The sequence below is a fragment of the Streptomyces sp. NPDC051987 genome (assembly GCF_040680735.1).
Lineage (GTDB): Bacteria > Actinomycetota > Actinomycetes > Streptomycetales > Streptomycetaceae > Streptomyces.
In genome coordinates this window covers 21656-43331 of the sequence record NZ_JBFAXI010000054.1, presented here as the reverse complement: position 1 = coordinate 43331, position 21676 = coordinate 21656, and the positions used below count along the sequence as shown (strand labels likewise).

21 protein-coding genes are annotated in these 21676 nt (G+C 72.0%); 10 read left to right on the top strand and 11 right to left on the bottom strand.

The features are described 5' to 3' along the window. Positions 1-76 precede the first annotated feature (76 nt). The gene (gene dusB / locus AB0M11_RS26230; RefSeq protein ID WP_365709534.1) at positions 77-1219 is read right to left on the bottom strand and encodes a tRNA dihydrouridine synthase DusB; all 1143 of its coding nucleotides are present in this window, start codon (positions 1217-1219) and stop codon (positions 77-79) included. Between the two features lie 108 nt (positions 1220-1327). Between dusB and AB0M11_RS26225 the strand changes: the two genes are divergently transcribed. Further along, a complete protein-coding gene (locus tag AB0M11_RS26225; RefSeq protein ID WP_365709532.1) occupies positions 1328-2779 on the top strand; it encodes an MFS transporter in 1452 nt (483 codons plus the stop codon). A gap of 58 nt (positions 2780-2837) precedes the next feature. On the opposite strand, the gene AB0M11_RS26220 is transcribed toward AB0M11_RS26225, so the two are convergent. Together AB0M11_RS26220 and AB0M11_RS26215 are read right to left on the bottom strand one after the other, a co-directional pair. Beyond that, complete coding sequence (locus tag AB0M11_RS26220; protein WP_365709530.1) at positions 2838-3179, bottom strand: hypothetical protein; 342 nt, start codon at positions 3177-3179, stop codon at positions 2838-2840. Positions 3180-3310: 131 nt separating this feature from the next. Continuing rightward, positions 3311-4201, bottom strand: coding sequence for a helix-turn-helix transcriptional regulator (locus AB0M11_RS26215; RefSeq protein ID WP_365709528.1), 891 nt, complete (start codon positions 4199-4201; stop codon positions 3311-3313). Positions 4202-4301: 100 nt separating this feature from the next. On the opposite strand from AB0M11_RS26215, the gene AB0M11_RS26210 reads away from it, so the two are divergent. Continuing rightward, on the top strand, positions 4302-5729 hold the full coding sequence (locus tag AB0M11_RS26210) for an MFS transporter (protein WP_365709526.1): 1428 nt from the start codon (positions 4302-4304) through the stop codon (positions 5727-5729). Positions 5730-5794: 65 nt separating this feature from the next. On the opposite strand, the gene AB0M11_RS26205 is transcribed toward AB0M11_RS26210, so the two are convergent. Then, positions 5795-8047 (bottom strand): SpoIIE family protein phosphatase, encoded by a 2253-nt coding sequence (locus AB0M11_RS26205; RefSeq protein ID WP_365709524.1) that lies wholly within the window; start codon positions 8045-8047, stop codon positions 5795-5797. Between the two features lie 341 nt (positions 8048-8388). On the opposite strand from AB0M11_RS26205, the gene AB0M11_RS26200 reads away from it, so the two are divergent. After that, positions 8389-8607, top strand: coding sequence for a hypothetical protein (locus AB0M11_RS26200; RefSeq protein WP_365709522.1), 219 nt, complete (start codon positions 8389-8391; stop codon positions 8605-8607). Positions 8608-8846: 239 nt separating this feature from the next. Continuing rightward, entirely contained in the window at positions 8847-9257 is a 411-nt protein-coding gene (locus AB0M11_RS26195; protein WP_365709520.1) for a hypothetical protein, read from the top strand. Here AB0M11_RS26195 and AB0M11_RS26190 read toward each other — a convergent pair. Both AB0M11_RS26190 and AB0M11_RS26185 read right to left on the bottom strand, forming a co-directional pair. Then, the gene (locus AB0M11_RS26190) at positions 9244-9846 is read right to left on the bottom strand and encodes a TetR family transcriptional regulator (protein WP_365709518.1); all 603 of its coding nucleotides are present in this window, start codon (positions 9844-9846) and stop codon (positions 9244-9246) included. The two genes, AB0M11_RS26195 and AB0M11_RS26190, sit on opposite strands and share 14 nt — an antisense overlap. Positions 9847-9872: 26 nt before the next feature. Then, a complete protein-coding gene (locus AB0M11_RS26185) occupies positions 9873-10895 on the bottom strand; it encodes an aldo/keto reductase (RefSeq protein WP_365709515.1) in 1023 nt (340 codons plus the stop codon). Between the two features lie 190 nt (positions 10896-11085). Here AB0M11_RS26185 and AB0M11_RS26180 point away from each other — a divergent pair, with 190 nt between their 5' ends. Together AB0M11_RS26180 and AB0M11_RS26175 are read left to right on the top strand one after the other, a co-directional pair. Then, on the top strand, positions 11086-12138 hold the full coding sequence (locus AB0M11_RS26180) for a chitinase (RefSeq protein ID WP_365709513.1): 1053 nt from the start codon (positions 11086-11088) through the stop codon (positions 12136-12138). A gap of 159 nt (positions 12139-12297) precedes the next feature. Further along, positions 12298-13428: an endonuclease/exonuclease/phosphatase family protein gene (locus AB0M11_RS26175; RefSeq protein ID WP_365709511.1), complete on the top strand. Its 1131-nt coding sequence runs from the start codon at positions 12298-12300 to the stop codon at positions 13426-13428. Positions 13429-13542: 114 nt separating this feature from the next. Here the strand turns inward: AB0M11_RS26175 and AB0M11_RS26170 are convergent, their stop codons facing one another. Then, complete coding sequence (locus tag AB0M11_RS26170) at positions 13543-14925, bottom strand: glycine--tRNA ligase (protein ID WP_365709509.1); 1383 nt, start codon at positions 14923-14925, stop codon at positions 13543-13545. A gap of 162 nt (positions 14926-15087) precedes the next feature. On the opposite strand from AB0M11_RS26170, the gene AB0M11_RS26165 reads away from it, so the two are divergent. The 4 genes from AB0M11_RS26165 to AB0M11_RS26150 all read left to right on the top strand — a co-directional run bounded on the left by AB0M11_RS26165 (position 15088) and on the right by AB0M11_RS26150 (position 18227). Next, positions 15088-16044 (top strand): metal ABC transporter substrate-binding protein, encoded by a 957-nt coding sequence (locus tag AB0M11_RS26165; protein ID WP_365709507.1) that lies wholly within the window; start codon positions 15088-15090, stop codon positions 16042-16044. A 32-nt stretch (positions 16045-16076) separates the two neighbouring features. Then, positions 16077-16841, top strand: a complete 765-nt coding sequence (locus tag AB0M11_RS26160) for a metal ABC transporter ATP-binding protein (RefSeq protein WP_365709505.1) — start codon at positions 16077-16079, stop codon at positions 16839-16841. After that, positions 16841-17743 (top strand): metal ABC transporter permease, encoded by a 903-nt coding sequence (locus AB0M11_RS26155; RefSeq protein WP_365709503.1) that lies wholly within the window; start codon positions 16841-16843, stop codon positions 17741-17743. Before AB0M11_RS26160 ends, AB0M11_RS26155 begins: the two co-directional genes overlap by 1 nt. A 61-nt stretch (positions 17744-17804) precedes the next feature. Beyond that, positions 17805-18227 (top strand): transcriptional repressor, encoded by a 423-nt coding sequence (locus AB0M11_RS26150; RefSeq protein WP_365709501.1) that lies wholly within the window; start codon positions 17805-17807, stop codon positions 18225-18227. A 168-nt stretch (positions 18228-18395) separates the two neighbouring features. On the opposite strand, the gene AB0M11_RS26145 is transcribed toward AB0M11_RS26150, so the two are convergent. The 4 genes from AB0M11_RS26145 to AB0M11_RS26130 form a co-directional block, all read right to left on the bottom strand. Then, positions 18396-19784, bottom strand: coding sequence for a histidine-type phosphatase (locus tag AB0M11_RS26145; RefSeq protein WP_365709499.1), 1389 nt, complete (start codon positions 19782-19784; stop codon positions 18396-18398). Between the two features lie 86 nt (positions 19785-19870). Beyond that, positions 19871-20722 (bottom strand): isoprenyl transferase, encoded by an 852-nt coding sequence (locus AB0M11_RS26140; RefSeq protein ID WP_365709498.1) that lies wholly within the window; start codon positions 20720-20722, stop codon positions 19871-19873. Between the two features lie 30 nt (positions 20723-20752). Continuing rightward, positions 20753-21502 carry a DNA repair protein RecO gene (recO, locus tag AB0M11_RS26135; protein ID WP_365709497.1) on the bottom strand — a complete coding sequence of 250 codons (750 nt, stop codon included), beginning with the start codon at positions 21500-21502 and terminating at the stop codon, positions 20753-20755. Beyond that, a complete protein-coding gene (locus AB0M11_RS26130; RefSeq protein WP_365709552.1) occupies positions 21499-21624 on the bottom strand; it encodes a hypothetical protein in 126 nt (41 codons plus the stop codon). Before AB0M11_RS26130 ends, recO begins: the two co-directional genes overlap by 4 nt. Between the last annotated feature and the right edge of the window lie 52 nt (positions 21625-21676).

The window sequence follows — 21676 nt, the reverse complement described above, 5'->3', positions numbered from 1 at the left end:
CGCGGCACGGCCGTGGCCGGTCCCGCCCGCGCGGCGCAGCCGCATGCCGGACACGGCCCGCGACCCTCCGGGCCGCTCAGCCCCCGGACGTGTCCAGTTCCGCGTCCTCGCCGATGCCCGCGCAGTCGTAGGGGTCCTTCAGCCAGCCGTCCGGCAGCACCACCCGGTTGTTGCCGGACGTCCGGCCGCGGGGCCCGTCGGCGCCGGCGGGCCAGGGCTGGTCGAGGTCCAGTTCGTCCAGGCCGGCGCGGAGGTCGGCCAGCGAGGAGGTGACGGCGAGCTTCTTGCGCATCTCGCTGCCGACCGCGAACCCCTTGAGGTACCAGGCGACGTGCTTGCGGAAGTCGACCACGCCCTTGGACTCGTCGCCGAGCCACTCCCCGAGCAGGGTCGCGTGCCGGACCATGACGTCGGCGACCTCGCGCAGGGACGGCTGCAGGACGTCCCCCGGACGGCCCTCGAAGGCGGCCACCAGGTCCGCGAAGAGCCACGGCCGGCCCAGGCAGCCGCGTCCCACGACCACGCCGTCGCAGCCCGTCTCCCGCACCATCCGCAGCGCGTCCTCGGCCGACCAGATGTCGCCGTTGCCGAGCACCGGGATCTCCGGGACGTGCTCCTTCAGCCGGGCGATGGCCTCCCAGTCGGCGGTGCCGCCGTAGTGCTGGGCGGCGGTGCGGCCGTGCAGGGCGATCGAGGTGACGCCCTCCTCGACGGCGATCCGGCCGGCGTCGAGGTAGGTGATGTGGTCGTCGTCGATGCCCTTGCGCATCTTCATGGTGACCGGGAGGTCGCCGGCGCCGCTCACCGCCTCGCGCAGGATCGCGCGGAGCAGGTTGCGCTTGTACGGCAGGGCCGACCCGCCGCCCTTGCGCGTCACCTTCGGGACCGGGCAGCCGAAGTTCAGGTCGATGTGGTCGGCCAGGCCCTCCTCCGCGATCATGCGGACGGCCTTGCCGACGGTGGCCGGGTCGACGCCGTAGAGCTGGATGGACCGGGGCTGCTCGCTCTCGTCGAAGCGGATCAGCTGCATGGTCTTCTCGTTGCGCTCGACCAGCGCCCGCGTCGTGATCATCTCGCTGACGAACAGGCCCTTGCCGCCGGAGAACTCCCTGCACAGGGTGCGGAAGGGCGCGTTGGTGATCCCCGCCATGGGCGCGAGGACGACCGGCGGGCGGACGGTGTGCGGGCCGATCTGGAGGGGGGACGTGGGCTCGGGCATTCCCCCATTGTCCCGTACGCCGCGCGGTGCTCGGCCGTGGGCACCCGGCCGTGATCATGCAACACTCATTAGTTAGACGCACTATCGAAACAGGCGTACGATGGCGCCATGCCCGAGCTCAGTCCCCGCCGTCGCATGCTCGTCCTCGCGATCTGCTGCATGAGCCTGCTCATCGTGAGCCTCGACACGACCGCCCTCAACGTCGGCCTGCCGTCCATGCAGCGCGAGCTGCACGCCTCGACGGCCGGGCTGCAGTGGACGATCGACGCGTACACGCTGGTGCTGGCCTCGCTGCTGATGCTCGCCGGTTCCACGGGCGACCGGGTCGGCCGCAAGAAGGTCTTCATGACGGGCCTGGTCGTCTTCTCGCTCGGCTCGCTGCTCTGCTCCCTCGCGCCGAACCTCGACTCGCTGATCGCGTTCCGCATGGTCCAGGCGGTCGGTGGGTCGATGCTCAACCCGGTCGCCATGTCGATCATCACCAACACCTTCACCGACCCGCGGGAGCGGGCCCGCGCGATCGGCGTGTGGGGTGCGGTGGTCGGCATCTCCATGGCCGCCGGGCCGCTGGTCGGCGGACTGCTCGTGGAGTCGGTCGGCTGGCGCGCGATCTTCTGGGTCAACATCCCGGTGGGCCTCGCGGCCGTGCTGCTCACCCTGCGCTTCGTGCCGGAGTCCCGGGCGCCCAAGGCCCGCCGCCCCGACCCGCTCGGACAGACCCTGGTCATCGCCCTGTTCGGCTCCCTGACCTACGCGATCATCGAGGCGCCGACGGCGGGCACGGGCACCGTCCTCCCCTTCGCCGCGGTGGCCCTCGCCGCCCTGCTGGGCCTCCTGTGGTACGAACCCCGGCGCGAGGAACCCCTGATCGACCTGCGGTTCTTCCGCTCCGTGCCGTTCAGCGGCGCCACCGTGACCGCGATCAGCGCGTTCGCCTCGCTCGGCGGCTTCCTCTTCCTGTCCACGCTCTACCTGCAGAACGTGCGCGGTCTCGACGCCCTGCACGCCGGCCTGTGGATGCTGCCGATGGCGGTCCCGATGTTCCTGTGCGCGCCGCTGGCGGGCCGCCTGGTCGGCAGCCGCGGGCCGCGCCTGCCGCTGGTGATCGCCGGTGCCGCGATGACCGCGAGCGCCGTCCTGTTCGCCGCGTTCGAGGCGGAGACCTCGGACACCGCCCTCGTCATCGGCTACGTCCTCTTCGGCATCGGCTTCGGCTTCGTGAACGCCCCGATCACCAACACGGCGGTGTCGGGCATGCCGAGGGCCCAGGCCGGCGTAGCCGCCGCGGTCGCCTCCACCAGCCGCCAGCTGGGCCAGACCCTGGGCGTCGCGGTGATCGGCGCGGTCCTGGCCTCCGGCATCGGCTCGTCCTCGTACGCCGACCGGTTCGTGGCCGCCGCCCGCCCCGGCTGGTGGATCCTGGCCGGCTGCGGTCTCGCGGTGCTGCTGCTGGGCGCGGTGACCAACGGCCGCTGGGCCCGCGCCACCGCCGAGCGTGCCGCGGAGCGCCTGCAGTCACCGGAGATCCGCGCGGCCGTGGGAACGGCGGAGCGGGTCTGACGGACGTCCGCCACCGGGTTCGCCGCGTGCACACCGTGTGCACCGGGTTCGCCGCGCCTCAGCAGGAACGGAGCGAGCGGCGGTGCCGGGCGAGGACGGCCTGGCGCAGGGCGCCCAGCACCAGGGACTGCAGGAGGGCCGAGACGACGACCGCGGTGACGAAGAACCAGTCGGGGGTGTCCCCCGGCCAGGCCGTCCTGCCGAGCGCCGAGACCAGCGGGAACACCGGGAAGGTGACCAGCGGCGGCCAGAGCCAGGCGTAGTCGGAGCCGTGGTCGTCCGCGTGGTCCGCGTCGACGACGGCCTTGGCGATGACGACGGCGACCAGGACGAGGTAGGCCACCGACAGGCGGTTGGCGAGCATCAGCCGGACAACGGTGCGGGCCGGGCCGGATTCCATCGTCTGTCTCCCCCGTGGCCGGTCGTCGGTTCCTCTGCCTCCAGGCATCGTCGGGGACGGACCGCGCCCCGGTCCTGAGTACGGGTACTCAAGTACGCGAACGCGTTCCCGTGGCACGGGCGGGAGTTCGACTATCCGGCGCACACCAGCTCGTACAGCCGGTCCAGGCGCCGACGCGAGTCGTCGTCCACCGGCGCGTAGGTCACCATGCGCGCCCCGGACGCCTGGTTCAGGAACAGGTCGGTGTGTTCCAGGGTGAGGCGGCCGACGTAGGGGTTGAGGAACTCCTTGGTCCTGGCGCGCAGGTCCACCACCTCGTACCGCTCCCAGTTCTCGCGGAACTCCGGGGACTGCGCGCTCAGCCGCTTGACCAGCATCTTCCAGGCGGGCTCGGCCAGATGCCCGGCCATGGAGGCGCGGAGCTTGGCGGCCATGAGGCGGCGGGTCTCCTCCAGGTGCAGGATGGAGCGCTGCCAGTCGGGGTGGGTGTAGACGAGGATCATGGAGTTGCGGTCCTCGGGCGGGACCGCGTCGAGGTCGCCCATCAGGCGGGCGTAGGTGCGGTTGTAGGCGAGGATGTCGTACCGGCTGTTCTGGACGGAGGCCGGCAGCGGCTCCAGGGCGCGCAGCAGCTTCTGCAGGGCCGGGGTGACGCCCGTGCAGCTCGCGGCCGGCGTCGGGTCGACGGCTTCGGCCAGCTGGAAGAGGTGGGCGCGCTCGCTGCCGTCCAGCCGCAGGGTGCGGGCGAGGGCGTCCAGGACCTGCACGGAGACCTGGATGTCCCGGGCCTGTTCCAACCAGGTGTACCAGGTGACGCCGACCGCGGAGAGCTGCGCGACCTCCTCGCGGCGCAGGCCGGGGGTGCGGCGGCGGGTGCCCCGCACCAGGCCCACCTCCTCCGGGCTGATCCGCTCACGGCGGCTGCGCAGGAACGCGGCCAGCTCCTGCCGCCGGATCGCCGCGCCCCGGCCCGGGGCCGCCGTCCTGGAAAGGTCCGTCGTCTCCTGCGCCGTCGTCGTCATGCCTCCAGACTGCCGTGTCGCGGATCCTGTTGCCAGGTACTTCTGCTACCAGGACAAGAAGACTCTGGTACCAGCCTGAGCGCGGCCGCAGGCTCGACGCATGACCGAAACCGTCACCACCGCGCCCGTCCGGTCCGCCGCGGCACCACCGGCGCTGGGCGGCCCCGGACTGTTCACCGTCCTGCTGGCCGCGGCCCTTCCCCTCATCGACTTCTTCATCGTCAACGTGGCCCTGCCCACCATCGGCGCCGACCTGCACGCGGGCGAGGCGGTCCTGGAACTCGTCGTCGCCGGGTACGGCGTCGCCTACGCCGTGCTGCTGGTGCTCGGCGGCCGGCTCGGCGACCTGTTCGGGCGCCGCCGGCTCTTCCTCGGCGGCATGGCCGCGTTCGGGCTGACCTCGCTGGCCTGCGGGCTCGCGCCGAGCGCCTGGACGCTGGTGGCCGCCCGGGTCGCCCAGGGCGCCGCGTCCGCCGCGATGCTCCCGCAGGTCCTCGCCACCATCCAGGCCGCCACCAGCGGCGGCCGCCGCGCCCGCGCCATGAGCCTGTACGGGGCCACCGCGGGCCTGTCCATGGTCGCCGGGCAGATCCTCGGCGGTGTGCTGGTCGCCGCCGACATCGCCGGGACGGGATGGCGGTCCGTGTTCCTGGTCAACGTGCCGGTCGTGGTCGTCGGGCTGGTGCTCGGCGCGCGGTTCGTGCCGGAGACCCGGTCGCAGCGCCCGGAGCCCGTCGACGGACCCGGGACGGTGCTGCTCGCCGCCGCCCTGCTCGCGCTCCTCGCCCCGCTCACCGAGGGCCGGGCCGCGGGCTGGCCGCTGTGGACCTGGCTGTCGCTGGCCGCGTTCCCGGGCGTCGCGAGCGCCTTCTACGCCGTGGAGCGCCGCGCCGACCGCGCGGGCCGCACCCCGCTGGTGCCGCCGAGCCTGTTCGCACTCGACTCGCTGCGCCGGGGGCTGGTGCTGATGGTGCCGTTCTCGATCGGGTTCAGCGGGTTCATGTTCGTGATCGCCGTGGCGCTGCAGAGCGGTGAGCACCTGGGTCCGGTCCGGGCGGGGCTGGCGCTGGCGCCGATGGCGGTGACCTTCCTGTTCGTCTCGCTCGCCGGGCCGCGGCTGATCGCCCGGTACGGCAGCCGGGTGGTGACCGCCGGGTCCGTGATCCAGGCGGCCGGACTGGTCCTCGTCGTGCTCGCGGCCCGGCGGGACTGGCCGCACCTGGACTTCGCCGGGCTGTTGCCCGGGGTGGCGGTCGCCGGTGCCGGTCAGGCCCTGCAACTGCCCAACGTGCTGCGCCTGGTGATGTCGGAGGTGCCGCCCGCGCGGGCCGGGGTGGGCAGCGGCGTGATGGTCACCACGCAGCAGTCCGCGCTCGCCCTCGGCGTGGCCACCCTGGGCACCCTCTTCCTCTCCCTGGTCCCGCACCACGGCATGCGGGACGCCCTCGTCACCACCCTGCTGACCCAACTGGCCCTGGTGGTCCTGACCACCCTGCTCAGCCTGCGCCTGCCCCGCACGGTGCGCTGACGGACACCCCGTGGGCGGCGTCCCGTACGGCAGCGCCACGGAGGGGCCGGCGAAGCGCGGCGAACTCAGCCGCCGCCACCCCCCAGCTCGAACCACACGATCTTGCCCGTCCCCAACCGCGTCGTGCCCCAGCGCCGGGCCAGCCGGTGCACCAGGTACAGGCCCCGGCCGTGTTCGTCGGTGGCCTTCGCCTGCCGCAGCCTCGGCAGCTGCGGCACGTCGTCGCCGACCTCGCAGCGCAGCACGTCCGTGTGCAGCAGCCGCAGGCTGATCGGCCGGGAGGCGTGCCGTACGGCGTTGGTGACGATCTCGCTGACCAGCAGCTCGGCGGTGTCGGTGAGGTCCTCCAGGCCCCAGCCGGCCAGCGCCTGCCGGGTCAGCCGGCGGGCCTTGCCGGGGGCGCCGGCCTCCGGCTCCAGCGTCCAGTACGCCACGTCGCTGGGCGCGATGCCGTCGAAGCGGGCGGCGAGCAGCGCGATGTCGTCGTCCCGGTCGCCCGGCCCGAGCATGTCGAGCACCTCGTCGCACAGCGCTTCGAGCGGCGGCGGCCGGTCGGGGCCGGTCAGCTGGGCGGTGGCGGCGAGCTTCTCGCGCAGCTGCTCGATGCCGGTCCACACGTCGCGCAGCCGGGACTCCACCAGGCCGTCGGTGTACAGGAGCAGGGTGGCCCCGGTGGGCGCGTCCAGCTCGACCGCCTCGAAGTCGATGCCGCCCACGCCGATCGGGGCGCCCGGCGGCACCGAGAGGACCTCCGTCTTGCCGCCCGGGTAGAGCAGGATCGGCGGCGGATGGCCGGCGTTGGCGACGGTCATGCGGTGCGAGACGGGGTCGTAGACGACGTACAGGCAGGTGGCCATGCGGTCGGTACCGAGCCGCTGGGCCTGTTCGTCGAGGTGGTGCAGCACCTCCTGCGGGGGCAGGTCGAGGCCGGCCAGGGTCACCGCGGTGGTGCGCAGCTGGCCCATGACGGCGGCCGAGGTCATGGAGTGGCCCATGACGTCGCCGACGACCAGCGCCACCCTGCTGCCGGGCAGCGGGATGGCGTCGTACCAGTCGCCGCCGACGCGCGCGGTCTCGGCGGCCGGCAGGTAGCGGGAGGCGAGGCGGACGCCGGTGGGCCGGGGCAGCGTCTGCGGCAGCATGGCGCGCTGCAGCCGGTCGGCGATGAAGGCCTCCCTGCTGTACAGGACGGCCTTGTCGACGCCGAGCGCGGTGTGGGTGGCGAGCTGGGCGGCGACCAGCAGGTCGGCGGGCTCGAACGCCGGGCGCTCGGGGCGGCGCAGGAAGACGACCGCGCCGGTGACCCGGCGCCGGCCGCGCAGCGGGGCGAGGATCGCGTGCGTGCCCACCCAGTCGTTCAGCGCGCTGTCCTCGCCGACGAGTTCGCCCAGTGCGGCCCGGGTCGGCGGGGTGTCGGCGAACACCGGCCGGACGCCGCGCAGCACCTCGGCGAGGGCGCCGCCGGGCACCACCTCGCTCCAGTCGGAGGCGTCCAGGTCGTCCTGCTCGTCGTCCACCGTCTCCACGGGCCAGACCAGCTCGGCGCCGGGGCCCTTGAGCCGGTCGGTGCGGCGCAGCCGGAGCACGGCCGGGCCGTTGGGGCGTTCGTCGCCGACCGGGAGCGGGTCGCGCAGGTAGACGAGGGCCGCGTCGGAGTACGTCGGTACGGCGGCCCGGCACAGGCCGAGCACGATCTCGTCGGTGTCGAAGCCGCGGGCGATCCGCCGGGTGGCGGCGCCGACGTAGCGCAGCCGGTCCTCGTCCGGCGCCTTGGGCGCGGCGGGCGGCTGGGTGTCCAGGGCGTCCTCGCGCACGCCGAGCGCGGTCTGCGCCGACAGCGCGTCGGCCAGGGCGATGTCGTCCGCCACGAAGTCCTCCCGGTCCGGGCGCCGCAGGAACACCGCCACGCCGACGACGGCGTCGGGGGCGCGCAGCGGGGCGAGCACGACCCGGTTCCCCTGCGGGAGCCGGACGGCTGTCCCGAGGAGTTCCTCCAGGGCCTTGTCCGTGTCGTCCGGACCCCGGCCGCGCGCCCTGCCGCAGCGCAGGGCCGCGGCGAGCTCGCCGTCGGGCGCCACCGGTCTCGACTGCGGGGGCACCCCGCCCACGAGGCCGCCGAGTTCGGCGGGCACGCCGTCCAACTCCAGGCGCTCCGGTTCCGACCGGTCCGTCGACCGGTCGCCGAGGTAGACGAACATCCCGTCCGCCAGGTCCGGGACCGTCACCCGGTACAGCTCACGGACGGCCTGGGCCGCGCCCTCGGCGCGCGCGATCCGGCGGCCGGCAACGGCCAGGAAACGTTGAGGATCCGGCAGCATCGCCTCTCCGTGCCGGTGGCCGCTTCACAAGGTCGCTTTCATCTTGAGCCAGGGTCAATTCCCTGTCCAGGGTTTCCGCCGGTAGACCAAGTCGGCTTCATGATCGGGCGGTTGGGACGGGAGCGGGCAAAAGGCCCAGCCGGAGCGGCCGGAGCTGCGGCGCTTCCCGCGCGGCCGGGCCGGGCCGCCGTGTGAACTCCGGGAGCGTGCCCGTCAAAACCCGGTGAACGAAACCCCGTTGATGTTGGTCTTGCTGCACACTCCTTGCCGTCGGCGCGCCCGTCGGCACGTGCCGAACAGCAGACGGAACAGCAGACCGGGCACAGACTCCGGAGGCGTCAATGTCGCAGATCGACGAGAGCAAGGTCAGCCGCTGGGACCGGCACGGCCGGGAGCACGTGGTCCGGGTGCAGCGCACGGGTGTGCAGCGCACGATCGCGTGCGACACCTGCGGCTGGCGCAAGGGCGCGCAGTTCCTGCCCTGGCTCAAGGCGCAGGAACATCTGGCCGAGGCCCACCAGGCCACCGTGGACCCCGCGGGCGCCCAGCCCTCGCGTTGACGGACGCCTCCGGGCGGGTCACGGTGCGGCCGTCGGGCCGGGGGCACTGCCCGCGCGTTACGCCGTCCGGGTGAGCTTCCCGGCACGGACCACGAGGTCGGCGCACCCTTCGCCACCTGCGGACTTCACCGGAACCACAGGCGGTGCGAGCGCGGCGGGCGGGGCCGTCCGGGTCGCCGCCGGGTCCGGCCCGGCCAAGCCTGGAGTGGTCCCCGTCGTCACTCGACAGGAGCACATCCATGCACACCATCCAGCGCCAGATCTCCCGGACCCTCGCCGCGGGTGCGCTCTCCCTGGCCCTGCTGTCGGCCGGCGGCGCCGGCGCCCTCGCCGCCGAGGCCAAGCCGAAGCCGAGCCCGTCGCCGTCGGTCATGCCCTCGATCACGGTCAAGGCGAGCACGACCTCGGTCAAGGCCGGCGGTTCGGTGACCTTCACCGGCGAGACGAAGGGACTGCGGACCGGGTTCCCGCTGGTGCTCCAGCACCAGAAGGGCGGCAAGTGGTTCCCGCTCAGGGCGAGCACGAAGACCAGGAGCGGCCACACCTATTCGCTGACCGCCAAGCTCAACACCGTGGGCACCGAGCACCTGCGGATCTCGGCGGTCGGCAAGAAGGTCTACTCCCCGGTCGTGACCGTCAAGGTGAGCTGAGGCCGCGCAGCAGCAGCTCCACCAGCGCCCCGAAGTCCGCCTCGGCCTCCGGCCGCTCCCACTCCCGGGCATAGGCCGGGTCGTGGAAGCGGCCGGTGGCCTGGAAGACGGTCCGGGCCGCGGCGGCGGGGTCGGGCGCGGTGAAGACACCCGCCCGGACCCCGTCCCGGACGATCTCCGTCAGCTGGGCCGTCAGGTCGGTCAGGTGTCCGGTGACCGCCGGGCCGCTCTCGTCGGCCAGCACCAGGTAGGTGGCGAACAGCTCCGGGTCGGCTCCCGCCTTGTGCCGCTTCGCCTCGAACAGGGCCCGCAGCCAGTCCCGCAGCCGGGTCCGCGGGTCCCCGCCCCCGGCCGCGATGCCGGACAGCCGCTCCGAGGTGCGGTCCAGCCACCTCTTCGTCACCGCGTCGCGCAGCGCCGCCTTGGTCCTGAAGTGCCGGTAGACACTGCCGTGGCTGACGCCGAGCGCGCGGGCCACGTCCACCACGGTGGCCTTGGCCGGGCCGTGCCGGCGCAGTACCTCCTCGGTCGCCTCCAGGATGCGCTCGGCGGTCAGGGCCGGGGTCGGGGTCGGGGACGTCGCTGCCATGCCCTAGACGGTACCTGGCGCCGCGCTCAGCGCTCGCTGTCGAGCATCGCCATCTGCGCGGGGGCGTACCGCTCGCCGGCCGCCGCGTCCGCGGGCACGGCGGCCTCGATGGCGGCGAGGTCGGCCGGGTCCAGGGTCACGTCCAGGGCGCCGAGGGCCTCGCCGAGCCGCTCGCGGGTGCGGGCGCCGACCAGCGGCACGATGTCCGTGCCGTGCCGCGGGCCCTGGGCAAGCACCCAGGCGATGGCGATCTGGGCGACGGAGACGCCCTTCTGCTCGGCGATCTTGCGCAGGGACTCGACCAGGGTGAGGTTGTGCTGGAGGTTCTCGCCCTGGAAACGCGGGGAGTGGGCGCGGAAGTCGTCGGCGGCGAAGCCCTGGCCGGCCTGGACATGGTCGGAGATCAGCCCGCGGGAGAGCACGCCGTACGCGGTGACGCCGATGCCCAGCTCGCGCAGGGTGGGCAGGATCTCCCGCTCGGGGCCGCGGGAGATGAGCGCGTACTCGATCTGCAGGTCGGCGATCGGGGCGGTGGCGGCGGCCCGGCGGATGGTCTGCGCGCCGACCTCGCTCAGCCCGATGTGGCGGACGTATCCCTGCTCGACGAGTTCGGCGATCGCGCCGACGGTCTCCTCGATCGGCACGTCCGGGTCGAGCCGTGCGGGCCGGTAGACGTCGATGTGGTCGACGCCGAGGCGCTGGAGGGAGTACGCGGCCCAGGTCTTCACGGCGGCCGGGCGGGCGTCGTAGCCGAGCCAGCTGCCGTCCGGGGCGCGGTGGGCGCCGAACTTCACGCTGAGCAGCGCGTTCTCCCGCAGGGCGGCCGGGGCGGTGCGCAGGGCCTCGCAGATCAGGAGCTCGTTGTGGCCCATGCCGTAGAAGTCGCCGGTGTCGAGCAGGGTCACGCCGGCCTCCAGCGCGGCGTGGATGGTGGCGACGGACTCGGCACGGTCCGCCTCGCCGTAGATACCGGACATGCCCATGCAGCCGAGGCCGAGGACGGAGACCTGGGGGCCGGCGGATCCGAGGGAACGGGTCTGAATCGTCATGGCATCCACCTTGGCATGACAGCTGACAGATTTCAATATCTGTCATTTCATAGCCCCGTCACCTCGGGCCCGCACCGCCACGGATCCACGCCGCCACCGTGAAATGGTCCAGACCTATTGACGCAAGGTCTGGACCACGCGCACTGTCATGCATACGACACCTCACCGCACCCCCACCGGGAGGAACCGCATGCTCCGCCGTACGCTGCGCTTGCTCGCCGCCGGCCTCACCACGGCCGTCCTCGCCCCGCTCGCGCTCGCCACCGCGCCCGCCGCCTCCGCCGCCGACACCTGCGCGGTCAAGTCCCGCCCCGCTGGGAAGGTGCTGCAGGGCTACTGGGAGAACTGGGACGGCTCGGCCAACGGCGTCCACCCGCCGTTCGGCTGGACCCCGATCACCGACTCCCGGATCGCCGCCCACGGCTACAACGTCGTCGACGCTGCCTTCCCCGTGATCCGTTCGGACGGGACCGCCCTCTGGGAGGACGGCATGGACACGGGCGTGAAGGTGGCCACGCCCGCGCAGATGTGCGCGGCGAAGGCGTCGGGCCAGACCATCCTGCTGTCGATCGGCGGCGCGGCCGCGGGCATCGACCTCAGCTCCGCCACGGTGGCCGACCGGTTCGTCTCGACGATCGTCCCGATCCTGAAGACGTACAACTTCGACGGCATCGACATCGACATCGAGACCGGCCTGGTGGGCAGCGGCTCGATCACCCAACTCTCCACGTCCCAGGCCAACCTGATCCGCATCATCGACGGGGTCCTCGCCCGGATGCCGTCCGGCTTCGGCCTCACGATGGCCCCGGAGACGGCGTACGTCACCGGAGGCAGCATCACCTACGGCTCGATCTGGGGCGCCTACCTGCCCGTCATCAAGAAGTACGCCGACAACGGCCGCCTGTGGTGGCTCGACATGCAGTACTACAACGGCAGCATGTACGGCTGCTCCGGCGACTCCTACGCCGCCGGCACGGTCGCGGGCTTCACCGCGCAGACCGACTGCCTCAACAAGGGCCTGGTCGTGCAGGGTACGACCATCAAGGTCCCGTACGACAAGCAGGTCCCGGGCCTGCCCGCGCAGTCCGGGGCGGGCGGCGGCTACCTGTCGCCGTCCCTGGTCGCCCAGGCCTGGAACCACTACGGCACGTCCCTCAAAGGCCTGATGACCTGGTCGGTCAACTGGGACGGCTCGAAGAACTGGACCTTCGGCGACAACGTCAAGTCCCTCCAGAGGCGTTGAGCCCCGGCGGCGCCGTGCGGCCGGCGGCGCGGGCGGCCGGGCCCTCCGTTCGACAGACACCGGCCGGGCTCCGAGAATGGAACTGCCGGCGAGCAGTCACCGGCGGCGCCTGCCGCCGGCCGTTTCCCTCGGTGCTCTCGCGCCGCCGAGGAGGCCCGCATGAGCATCCGGATCGCCACGTTCAACATGGAGAACCTCTTCCGCCGGCCCACGGCCTTCCGGCTGGAGAACCCGGCCGACCGGGAACAACTCCTCGCCGACTTCGCCAGGTTGGTCGACCTGCTCGACCTGCCGGCGTACTCGGACGCCGACAAGGCGGAGATCGCCCGGATCATCACGGCCTACCGGGCGTACGACATCGACGACCCCAGGCACCCGGACCCGAAGGGGCCGCCGCCGATCGTCATCAACCAGTCCCGCCCGGGGAAGCACACCGGGCTCTTCGAGACGTCCGGGCCGCCACGGACCCCGCACGTCGAGATCACCGCCACCGGCCGGGGTTCGTGGACGGGGTGGGCCGAACTCGCGCAGGACGACCTGGACATGAGCACGGTGCGCAACACCGGCCGGGTGGTCGCGGAGGTCGACGCCGACATCCTGCTGACCGTGGAGGTCGAGGACCGGCTGACCCTGGAGCGCTTCAACACCCAGGTCCTGGCGGACGCGCTGGGCAGACGGCCCTACCCGTACAACCTGCTGATCGACGGCAACGACCCGCGGGGCATCGACATCGGGATCCTCAGCCGGCACCCGATCACGTCCGTCCGGTCCCACCTCTTCGACACCGACCCGGACCACCCGGCCGACCGGCTGTTCAGCCGTGACTGCCCCGAGTTCGAGATCCAGCTGGACGGAACGCCGCTGGTGATCCTGGGCAACCACCTCAAGAGCAAGTTCCGTGACGATCCCGAGCTACGGCTGGCCCAGGCCAGGCGGGTCGCGGAGATCTACCGGGAGGCGGCGGAACGCACCCCGCACGTCATGGTCGCCGGGGACCTCAACGACGCCCCGGAGAGCGACGCGGTGGCACAGCTGCTGGCCACCGGGCTGCGCGACGTCATGAGCCACCCCTCCTACCACGGGGAGCCCGGCACGCACGAGCCGTGCACCCGGCTCCAGGACAAGATCGACTACCTGCTGCTGCCGCCGCCGCTGTGGCACGAGGTCCAGCACGTGGGCCTGGAGACCCGCGGCATCTTCGCGCCCGGCATCAAGTCCTTCGACACGGTGACGTCGAAACTCACCGAGGCGTCGGACCACGCGGCACTGTACGTCGACCTGGACCTGTGAACGCCGAGTTCCCCGAGCCCCGTGGGGGCGCGGGGAACTGCGCGACCAGCCGCGGACGACAACCCGCAGCCGGCCCCTCATCCGAGCCGGGCGGACGCCGACCCGGTCACACGCCTAGCAGCCGACCAGACGCCCCGCGAGGTACCCCTCGATCTGGTCCAGCGACACCCGCTCCTGCTTCATCGAGTCCCGCTCGCGGACGGTGACCGCGTTGTCCTCAAGCGTGTCGAAGTCGACGGTCACGCAGTACGGCGTGCCGATCTCGTCCTGGCGGCGGTAGCGGCGGCCGATGGCACCCGCGTCGTCGAACTCGATGTTCCAGTTCTGCCGCAGCGCCTGGGCGAGGCCCTTCGCCTTGGGCGAGAGCTCCGGGTTGCGGGAGAGCGGGAGGACGGCGACCTTCACCGGGGCCAGGCGGTGGTCCAGGCGCAGCACCGTGCGCTTCTCCAGCTTGCCCTTGGCGTTCGGCGCCTCGTCCTCGACGTACGCGTCGAGCAGGAACGCCAGCATCGCGCGGCCGACACCGGCCGCGGGCTCGATGACGTACGGCGTCCAGCGCTCGCCGGCCTCCTGGTCGAAGTAGGAGAGGTCCTGGCCGGAGGCCTTGGCGTGGGCGCCGAGGTCGTAGTCGGTGCGGTTGGCGACACCCTCCAGCTCGCCCCACTCGTTGCCGCCGAACTGGAAGCGGTACTCGATGTCAGCGGTGCGCTTGGAGTAGTGGGAGAGCTTCTCCTTCGGGTGCTCGTACCACCGCATGTTCTCCTCGCGCAGGCCCAGGCCGGTGTACCAGTTCCAGCGCTGCTCCATCCAGTACTCCTGCCACTTCTCGTCCTCGCCCGGCTTGACGAAGAACTCCATCTCCATCTGCTCGAACTCGCGGGTTCGGAAGATGAAGTTGCCGGGCGTGATCTCGTTGCGGAAGGACTTGCCCATCTGCGCGATGCCGAACGGCGGCTTGCGGCGCGAAGTGGTCTGCACCTGGGCGAAGTTGGTGAAGATGCCCTGGGCGGTCTCGGGGCGCAGGTAGGCGACGGAGCCGCTGTCCTGGGTCGGGCCGAGGTGGGTGGAGAGCAGGCCGGAGAACTGCTTGGGCTCGGTGAACTGGCCCTTGTTGCCGCAGTTGGGGCAGTTGACGTCCGCCAGGCCGTTCTCCGGGAGGCGGCCGTGCTTGGCCTCGTACGCCTCTTCCAGGTGGTCGGCACGGAAGCGCTTGTGACAGGCGGTGCACTCGGTCAGCGGGTCCGTGAAGGTGGCGACGTGACCGGAGGCGACCCAGACCTCGGGGGCCAGGATGACGGACGAGTCGATGCCGACCACGTCCTCGCGCGACGTCACCATGTAGCGCCACCACTGACGCTTCAGGTTCTCCTTGAGCTCGACACCCAGCGGCCCGTAGTCCCAGGCGGCACGCTGGCCGCCGTAGATCTCACTGCACGGGAATACGAAGCCTCGGCGCTTGCTCAGGCTGACGATGGTGTCGATCTTGTCGGCGGCCACGGTGCTCTCTTCATTACGACGACGGGCGACGAAGCGAGACGCTTCACAGCGAATGCTTCAGCGTACCGGCGGGGCCTCCCCCACGACCAAATCGGTTCCGCTTACCGACCCCTCACCCGAGCTTGTTGACAACGGTTTCCATGTTAGTTGAAAATGACTGTCATGAACGTACGACGCCGCCTCATACCCGCGGCCGCCGCGACCACCGTCACCGCCCTCGGCCTAGCCACCCTCACGGCCTGCGGCGGCGCCGCCACGGCGGCCCAGACCGGGAAGTTCGACGTCGTCGCGTCGTTCTATCCGATGGCCTTCCTCGCCGAGCGGATCGGCGGCAGCCACGTCCACGTCACCAGTCTCACCTCACCCGGCCAGGAACCGCACGACCTGGAGATCAGCCCGAAGCAGATCATCGGGATCGAGAAGTCCGACGCGGTCCTCTACCTCAAGAACCTCCAGCCCTCGGTCGACGCCGCGGTCGCCCAGTCGTCCGTGGGCACGAAGATCGACGCGGCCTCGCTGACCACCCTGGAGAAGCACGGCAACGAGGTCGGCGGGCACGCGACCTCCCACGACACCTCCACGAACGAGGAGCTGTCCGGCCTGGACCCGCACATCTGGCTCGACCCGGTGCGCTACGCCCAGGTCGCCGAGGGGGTCGGCAAGGCCTTCGAGAAGGCCGACCCGGAGCACGCGGCCGACTACCGGAAGAACACCGCGGCCCTGGTCGAGAAGCTGGACGACCTGAACACGCGGTTCAGGACCGGCCTCGCGCACACGAGGTCCAAGGTCTTCATCACCACCCACGCGGCCTTCGGCTACCTCGCCGAGCGCTACGGCCTCACCGAGGAGGCCGTCAACGGCCTCGACCCCGAGTCGGAGCCGAGCGCCGCCCGGGTGAAGGACCTGGAGACCATGGCCCGCGCCGACGGCGTCACCACCGTGTTCTACGAGACGCTCGTCAGCGACAAGACCGCGAAGACCGTCGCCGCCGACGCCGGCCTGCGCACGGACGTCCTCGACCCGATCGAGGGCATCACCGCCAAGTCCCGCGGCCGGGACTACTTCGCCGTCCAGGAGGCCAACCTCAAGGCCCTCCAGCAGGCACTGGGCACCAAGTGACACAACCGACGCATGTGACAGGAGGCGACGAGATGAGCGGCGAGCCCGTCATATCCCTGCGCGGGGTCTCCGCCGAGCTGGGCTCACGGCCCGTGCTGCGCGGCATCGACCTGACCGTGCGCCGCGGCGAGGTCGTCGCGCTGCTCGGGGCGAACGGCTCCGGCAAGTCGACCGCGATCCGCACGATCATCGGCCAGGTGCCCGCGAGCGGCGGCGAGCTCGAACTGTTCGGCACCCCGCGCCGCGCCTTCCGGGACTGGTCGCGGGTCGGCTACGTCCCGCAGCGCACCACCGCCGCGGGCGGCGTCCCCGCCACCGTCACCGAGGTGGTCGCCGCCGGCCGCCTCTCCCGCACCCGCTTCGGCCTCTTCCGCCGGGCCGACCACGAGGCCGTACGCCGCGCCCTCGACCTGGTCGGCATGGCGGACCGGGCCAAGGACAACGTGGAGGCGCTCTCCGGCGGCCAGCACCAGCGGGTGCTGATCGCCCGCGCGCTGGTCGCCGAGCCCGAGCTGCTGATCATGGACGAGCCGATGGCGGGCGTCGACCTGGCCAGCCAGGAGATCCTCGCGGGAACCCTGCGCGAGCAGGTGCGGCAGGGCACCACGGTCCTGCTCGTCCTGCACGAACTGGGCCCGCTGGAGCCCCTGATCGACCGCGCGGTGGTCCTGCGCGACGGCTGCGTCCTGCACGACGGCCCGCCCCCGCGCGCCGTCGGCCAGCACGCCCTGCCGGGCCACGACCACGTCCACCCCCACGACGAGCACACGCCCCTGCGCACCGGACTGCTGAGCTGATGGACTTCCTGAACTACGCCTTCATGCAGCGGGCCCTGCTCGCCGCCGTCCTGGTCGGCATCACCGCCCCCGCCGTCGGCATCTACCTGGTCCAGCGCCGCCAGGCCCTGATGGGCGACGGCATCGGCCACGTCGCGATGACCGGCGTCGGCCTCGGCTTCCTGCTCTCCGCCTCCCCCGTCTGGATGGCGACGGCCGTCTCCGTCCTCGGCGCCGTCGTCATGGAGCTGATCCGCTGGTACGGCCGCACCCGCGGCGACATCGCCCTCGCCATGCTCTTCTACGGCGGCATGGCCGGCGGCGTGATGCTGATCAACCTCGCGCCGGGCGGCTCCAACGCCAACCTGATGTCGTACCTCTTCGGCTCGCTGTCCACGGTGTCCGAGTCGGACGTGACCGCGATCTGCCTGCTGGCGGCCTTCGTCCTGCTGGTCACCCTCGGCCTGCGCCGGCAGCTGTTCGCGGTGAGCCAGGACGAGGAGTTCGCGCGGGTGACCGGGCTGCCGGTGCGGGCGCTGAACCTGCTGACCGCGATCACCGCGGCGGTGACCGTGACGGTCGCGATGCGGGTGGTGGGCCTGCTGCTGGTCTCCGCGCTCATGGTCGTCCCGGTGGCCGCGGCCCAGCAGCTGAGCCGCAGCTTCGCCGCCACGTTCGCGATCGCCGTCGCGATCGGCGTGACGGTGACGATCGGGGGCACGATCACGTCGTACTACCAGTACGTCCCACCGGGCGCGACGATCGTGCTGCTGACCATCGCCGCGTTCCTCGCGCTGAGCGTGCTGGCCACCCCGCTGGCCCGCCGACGCGCCCGCGCGGCGGCCGCCCGGCGGCCGGCCGGGGATCCGGCGGAGTGCGCGATTCCGGCCACCAGGGGGGCCGCCGACGAGGTCGGCGCCTGAACGCCCTCGGGCCGGGCTGGCACAATGGCCCGGCAGAGGCAGTGACGTGAGGAGGCAACCGGTGACGACCGCTGGACCGCCCGTGAAGGGCCGCTCGACCCGTCAGCGGGCAGCCGTGGCGGCGGCCCTGGACGAGGTCGAGGAGTTCCGCAGCGCGCAGGAACTGCACGACATGCTCAAGCACAAGGGCGACTCGGTCGGTCTGACCACCGTCTACCGCACGCTCCAGAACCTCGCCGACGCCGGCGAGGTGGACGTCCTGCGCACCTCCGACGGCGAGTCGGTGTACCGCCGCTGCTCGACCGGGGAGCACCATCACCACCTGGTCTGCAGAGCCTGCGGCAAGGCGGTGGAGGTGGAGGGCCCGGCGGTGGAGAAGTGGGCCGAGGCCATCGCCGCCGAGCACGGGTACGTCAACGTCGCGCACACCGTCGAGATCTTCGGGACGTGCGCGGACTGCGCGGCGGGCTGCGCCGCGGGTTAGGCCGCCATCTTCGACTGCGGGTGCGTGGGGGTTGCTCGCGCAGTTCCCCGCGCCCCTGAGGGGCGCGCTGACGAGCCGTGTCCTGCATAGCTGCGCCTCCCCCCGGCCGAAGGCTGGGGGGGGAGGCACCGTGCAAGCGCCGGTAAGCGTCCCGCCCCCGCCCCCGGTTCAGCTTCTGCCGAAGCAGTGTTCCAGTTCGTTCAGGTCGTAGAACGTGCTGCCCTTCTTGATCGGCTCGCAGCCCGCCTTGAAGGGGATCTCCTTCTCGTTGTAGAGCATCCGCACCAGGTAGTCGTCGCCCTTCTCGAAGACGTCCCACTGGATGTTGGCGGCCAGGGAGGCGGTTTCGGCGCCGCGCCAGGGGTTGTCGGCGTAGGTGTAGTCGACGCCCGGAGTGGCGGCCTTCTCGCTGCCCGGCAGCCGCATCAGCGCGGCCAGCGGGATGATCTCCTCGGCGTGGGTGAAGCGGAGTTCGGCGCCCAGGTTGCTCGTGCCGTCCCGCTTGGCCTCGACCTGCTTGAAGAGGTCGTCGAGGAGCGGCTGGGCCATCCTGTAGGTGATGTCGCTGTCCGAGAAGCTCGGGCCCTTCTCGTAGAAGTCCTCGGCGTCGCTGAGGTAGCCGAACCAGGCCGCGTCGCGCGGGGCGATGTAGCGGTCGAAGCGCCAGCCCTTGCCGTCCGGGCTCTCCTCGCTCATGGCGGCCGCGATGGCGTACAGGTTGTAGACGGCGGTCGCGGCGGTGAGGTCGTCGGCCGTCGAGGAGAAGTCGCCGTCGACGATGCGCTGTACGAACGCCGGCTTGAAGATCCTGCCGAGGACCCGGGCCGCCGCCCTGTGCGAGGCCGGCTGGTCGGTGACCGACTTCAGGGTCGAGGCGAGGCGCCGGTCGCTCGCCAGCCACTTCTGGTAGTCGACGCCGCCGGCCGACTTGTGGAAGTAGAGGAGGTTCTTGTCGACCCGCGCGGCGCCGAAGGAGGACTTCAGTGCCGGGTCGGCGTCGGTGAGGGCGGTGGAGAAGACCGTGCCGCTGTCGACCGCACGGCCCTGGCCGGAGCTGACGACGTCGATCTTTTCGCCGTTCGCCGCGACGGAGGAGAAGAGGGACGGCAGGCGCTCTTCCAGGCGGACCGCCGTCGCGCGGAGTTCGTCCTTGCCGCGGCCGCTGAGGTTGCCGTACCCGATGGCGCTCATGGCCGCTTCGAGGGCCTGCACGTCGGGGCCGAGCCTCCTGCCGCGCGCGGTGAGCCGACCGTCGGCCTGGGCCTGCTTCCAGAGGGTGAGGAGGATGTCGCCGTCCTCGCCGTCCGTCGCGGCGCGGGAGCCGTGCCGGGAGACGTTCTCGGTGAAGACGGCGGTGTAACCGGCGGGCGGCTGCTGGTAGGTGCGCGGGTTCTGGCCGGATGGGGGTCCCCCCGCGCGAGCGTATTCGAGCGTGGGGGAGTACACGGCCTTCGTGCCGTAACTGTCGCGGTGGGTGAGCCCGGTGTCCGTGGCGTGCGCGGGCAGCGCGGCCAGGAGCAGGGCGCCGAGCGACAGGACGGGGATGACGCGCTTCATGAGGACCGTTCCAGAGGCGGGAGACGGGGATGGGCCGGGATGGATCTTCCGCATCCTCGACGGCCCTCGTGAACGGCGGGTGGCCGTCAGGTGCCCGACGGGCCCTCCTCCGTGCGGCCCTCCATCGCCAGCAGCTCCTCGTTCGGGATCGCGCCGCCGAACCGCCGGTCGCGGGAGGCGAACTCGACGCAGGCCCGCCACAGGTCGCGGCGGTCGAAGTCGGGCCACAGCACGTCCTGGAACACCATCTCGGCGTAGGCGCTCTGCCAGATCAGGTAGTTGGAGGTGCGCTGTTCTCCGCTGGGCCGCAGGAACATGTCCACGTCCGGCATGTCCGCGTAGTACATGTGCTTCTGGATGGTCTTCTCGGTGATCTTCGACGGGTCGAGCCGGCCCGCCCTCACCTCCTCGGCGATCGCCTGCACCGCGTCGGTGATCTCGGCCCGGCCGCCGTAGTTCATGCAGAAGTACAGGGTGAGCAGGTCGTTGTCCTTGGTCTGCTCCTGGGCGACCTGGAGCTCCTTGGCGACCGACTTCCACAGCCGGGGCATCCGGCCCGCCCAGCGCACCCGGACGCCGAGCGCGTCGAGCTGGTCGCGGGACTTGCGGATGAAGTCACGGTTGAAGTTCATCAGGAAGCGGACCTCTTCGGGCGAGCGCTTCCAGTTCTCCGTGGAGAAGGCGTACAGCGAGATGTTGCCGACGCCCATCTCGATCGCGCCCTGCAGCACGTCGAGGACCTGCTCGGCGCCGACCTTGTGGCCCTCGGTGCGCGGCAGCCCGCGCTCCTTGGCCCAGCGGCCGTTCCCGTCCATGACGATCGCCACGTGGTTCGGGACCAGCTCGCCCGGGAGCTTCGGCGGGCGGGCGCCGGACGGGTGCGGTTCCGGCGCCTGGTACTCGCGGCGCTGACGCCCCAGGATCCCGCGTACGACCATGTGCTTCTCGTCTCCCTCTGGCTTTTCCCGCTAGCTTTTCTCTACGTACCTGAGCGAGCGCAGCCCGCGCTCCAGGTGCCAGTGCAGATAGGCGGACACCAGCCCGCTGCCCTCCCGGACGTACCGTGCCTCGGCGGCGTCCGCGGTCTCCCAGTCTCCCGTAAGCAGCGCGCCGAGCAGAACCAGGGTCTGCGGCGAGGGCACGACGCTGCCGGGCACCCGGCAGTCGACGCAGACGGTGCCGCCGGAGCCGACCGAGAAGAAGCGGTTCGGGCCGGGCATGCCGCACCTGGCGCAGGCGTCGAAGCTGGGCGCGTAGCCGTTGACGGCGAGGGAGCGCAGCAGGAAGGCGTCGAGGACGAGATGCGGGGCGTGCTCGCCCCGGGCGAGGGTCCGCAGCGCCCCCACGAGCAGCAGGTACTGCTGTACGGCCGGCTCGCCCTCGTGGTCGGTGAACCGCTCGGCGGTCTCCAGCATGGCCGTCCCGGCGGTGTACCGCGCGTAGTCGGCGACGATCCCGCCGCCGTACGGCGCGATGGTCTCGCTCTGCGTGCACAGCGGCAGCCCGCGCCCGACCAGCTCGCTCCCCCGCGCGAAGAACTGCACGTCGACGTGGGAGAACGGTTCCAGCCGCGCCCCGAACTTCGACTTGGTCCGCCGCACGCCCCGAGCCACGGCCCGCACCCGCCCGTGCCCCCGCGTCAGCAACGTGATGATGCGGTCGGCCTCGCCGAGTTTCTGGGTGCGCAGCACGACACCGTCATCACGAAAAAGACTCACGCCGCACCCACCCCCGGCTGGGGGCGCGGGGGTCGCCCCCCGCACGGCAGCAGCATGATGCGGTCGGCCTCGCCGAGCTTCTGGGTGCGCAGCACGACACCGTCATCACGAAAAAGACTCACGCCGCACCCACCCCCGGCTGGGGGCGCGGGGGTCGCCCCCCGCACGGCAGCA

What these genes read in the sequence shown, in the direction of transcription:
- dusB (WP_365709534.1), bottom strand. Translation starts at nt 1,219, where the DNA reads ATGCCCGAGCCCACGTCCCCCCTCCAGATCGGCCCGCACACCGTCCGC.
- AB0M11_RS26225 (WP_365709532.1), top strand. Translation starts at nt 1,328, where the DNA reads ATGCCCGAGCTCAGTCCCCGCCGTCGCATGCTCGTCCTCGCGATCTGC.
- AB0M11_RS26220 (WP_365709530.1), bottom strand. Translation starts at nt 3,179, where the DNA reads ATGGAATCCGGCCCGGCCCGCACCGTTGTCCGGCTGATGCTCGCCAAC.
- AB0M11_RS26215 (WP_365709528.1), bottom strand. Translation starts at nt 4,201, where the DNA reads ATGACGACGACGGCGCAGGAGACGACGGACCTTTCCAGGACGGCGGCC.
- AB0M11_RS26210 (WP_365709526.1), top strand. Translation starts at nt 4,302, where the DNA reads ATGACCGAAACCGTCACCACCGCGCCCGTCCGGTCCGCCGCGGCACCA.
- AB0M11_RS26205 (WP_365709524.1), bottom strand. Translation starts at nt 8,047, where the DNA reads ATGCTGCCGGATCCTCAACGTTTCCTGGCCGTTGCCGGCCGCCGGATC.
- AB0M11_RS26200 (WP_365709522.1), top strand. Translation starts at nt 8,389, where the DNA reads ATGTCGCAGATCGACGAGAGCAAGGTCAGCCGCTGGGACCGGCACGGC.
- AB0M11_RS26195 (WP_365709520.1), top strand. Translation starts at nt 8,847, where the DNA reads ATGCACACCATCCAGCGCCAGATCTCCCGGACCCTCGCCGCGGGTGCG.
- AB0M11_RS26190 (WP_365709518.1), bottom strand. Translation starts at nt 9,846, where the DNA reads ATGGCAGCGACGTCCCCGACCCCGACCCCGGCCCTGACCGCCGAGCGC.
- AB0M11_RS26185 (WP_365709515.1), bottom strand. Translation starts at nt 10,895, where the DNA reads ATGACGATTCAGACCCGTTCCCTCGGATCCGCCGGCCCCCAGGTCTCC.
- AB0M11_RS26180 (WP_365709513.1), top strand. Translation starts at nt 11,086, where the DNA reads ATGCTCCGCCGTACGCTGCGCTTGCTCGCCGCCGGCCTCACCACGGCC.
- AB0M11_RS26175 (WP_365709511.1), top strand. Translation starts at nt 12,298, where the DNA reads ATGAGCATCCGGATCGCCACGTTCAACATGGAGAACCTCTTCCGCCGG.
- AB0M11_RS26165 (WP_365709507.1), top strand. Translation starts at nt 15,088, where the DNA reads ATGAACGTACGACGCCGCCTCATACCCGCGGCCGCCGCGACCACCGTC.
- AB0M11_RS26160 (WP_365709505.1), top strand. Translation starts at nt 16,077, where the DNA reads ATGAGCGGCGAGCCCGTCATATCCCTGCGCGGGGTCTCCGCCGAGCTG.
- AB0M11_RS26155 (WP_365709503.1), top strand. Translation starts at nt 16,841, where the DNA reads ATGGACTTCCTGAACTACGCCTTCATGCAGCGGGCCCTGCTCGCCGCC.
- AB0M11_RS26145 (WP_365709499.1), bottom strand. Translation starts at nt 19,784, where the DNA reads ATGAAGCGCGTCATCCCCGTCCTGTCGCTCGGCGCCCTGCTCCTGGCC.
- AB0M11_RS26140 (WP_365709498.1), bottom strand. Translation starts at nt 20,722, where the DNA reads ATGGTCGTACGCGGGATCCTGGGGCGTCAGCGCCGCGAGTACCAGGCG.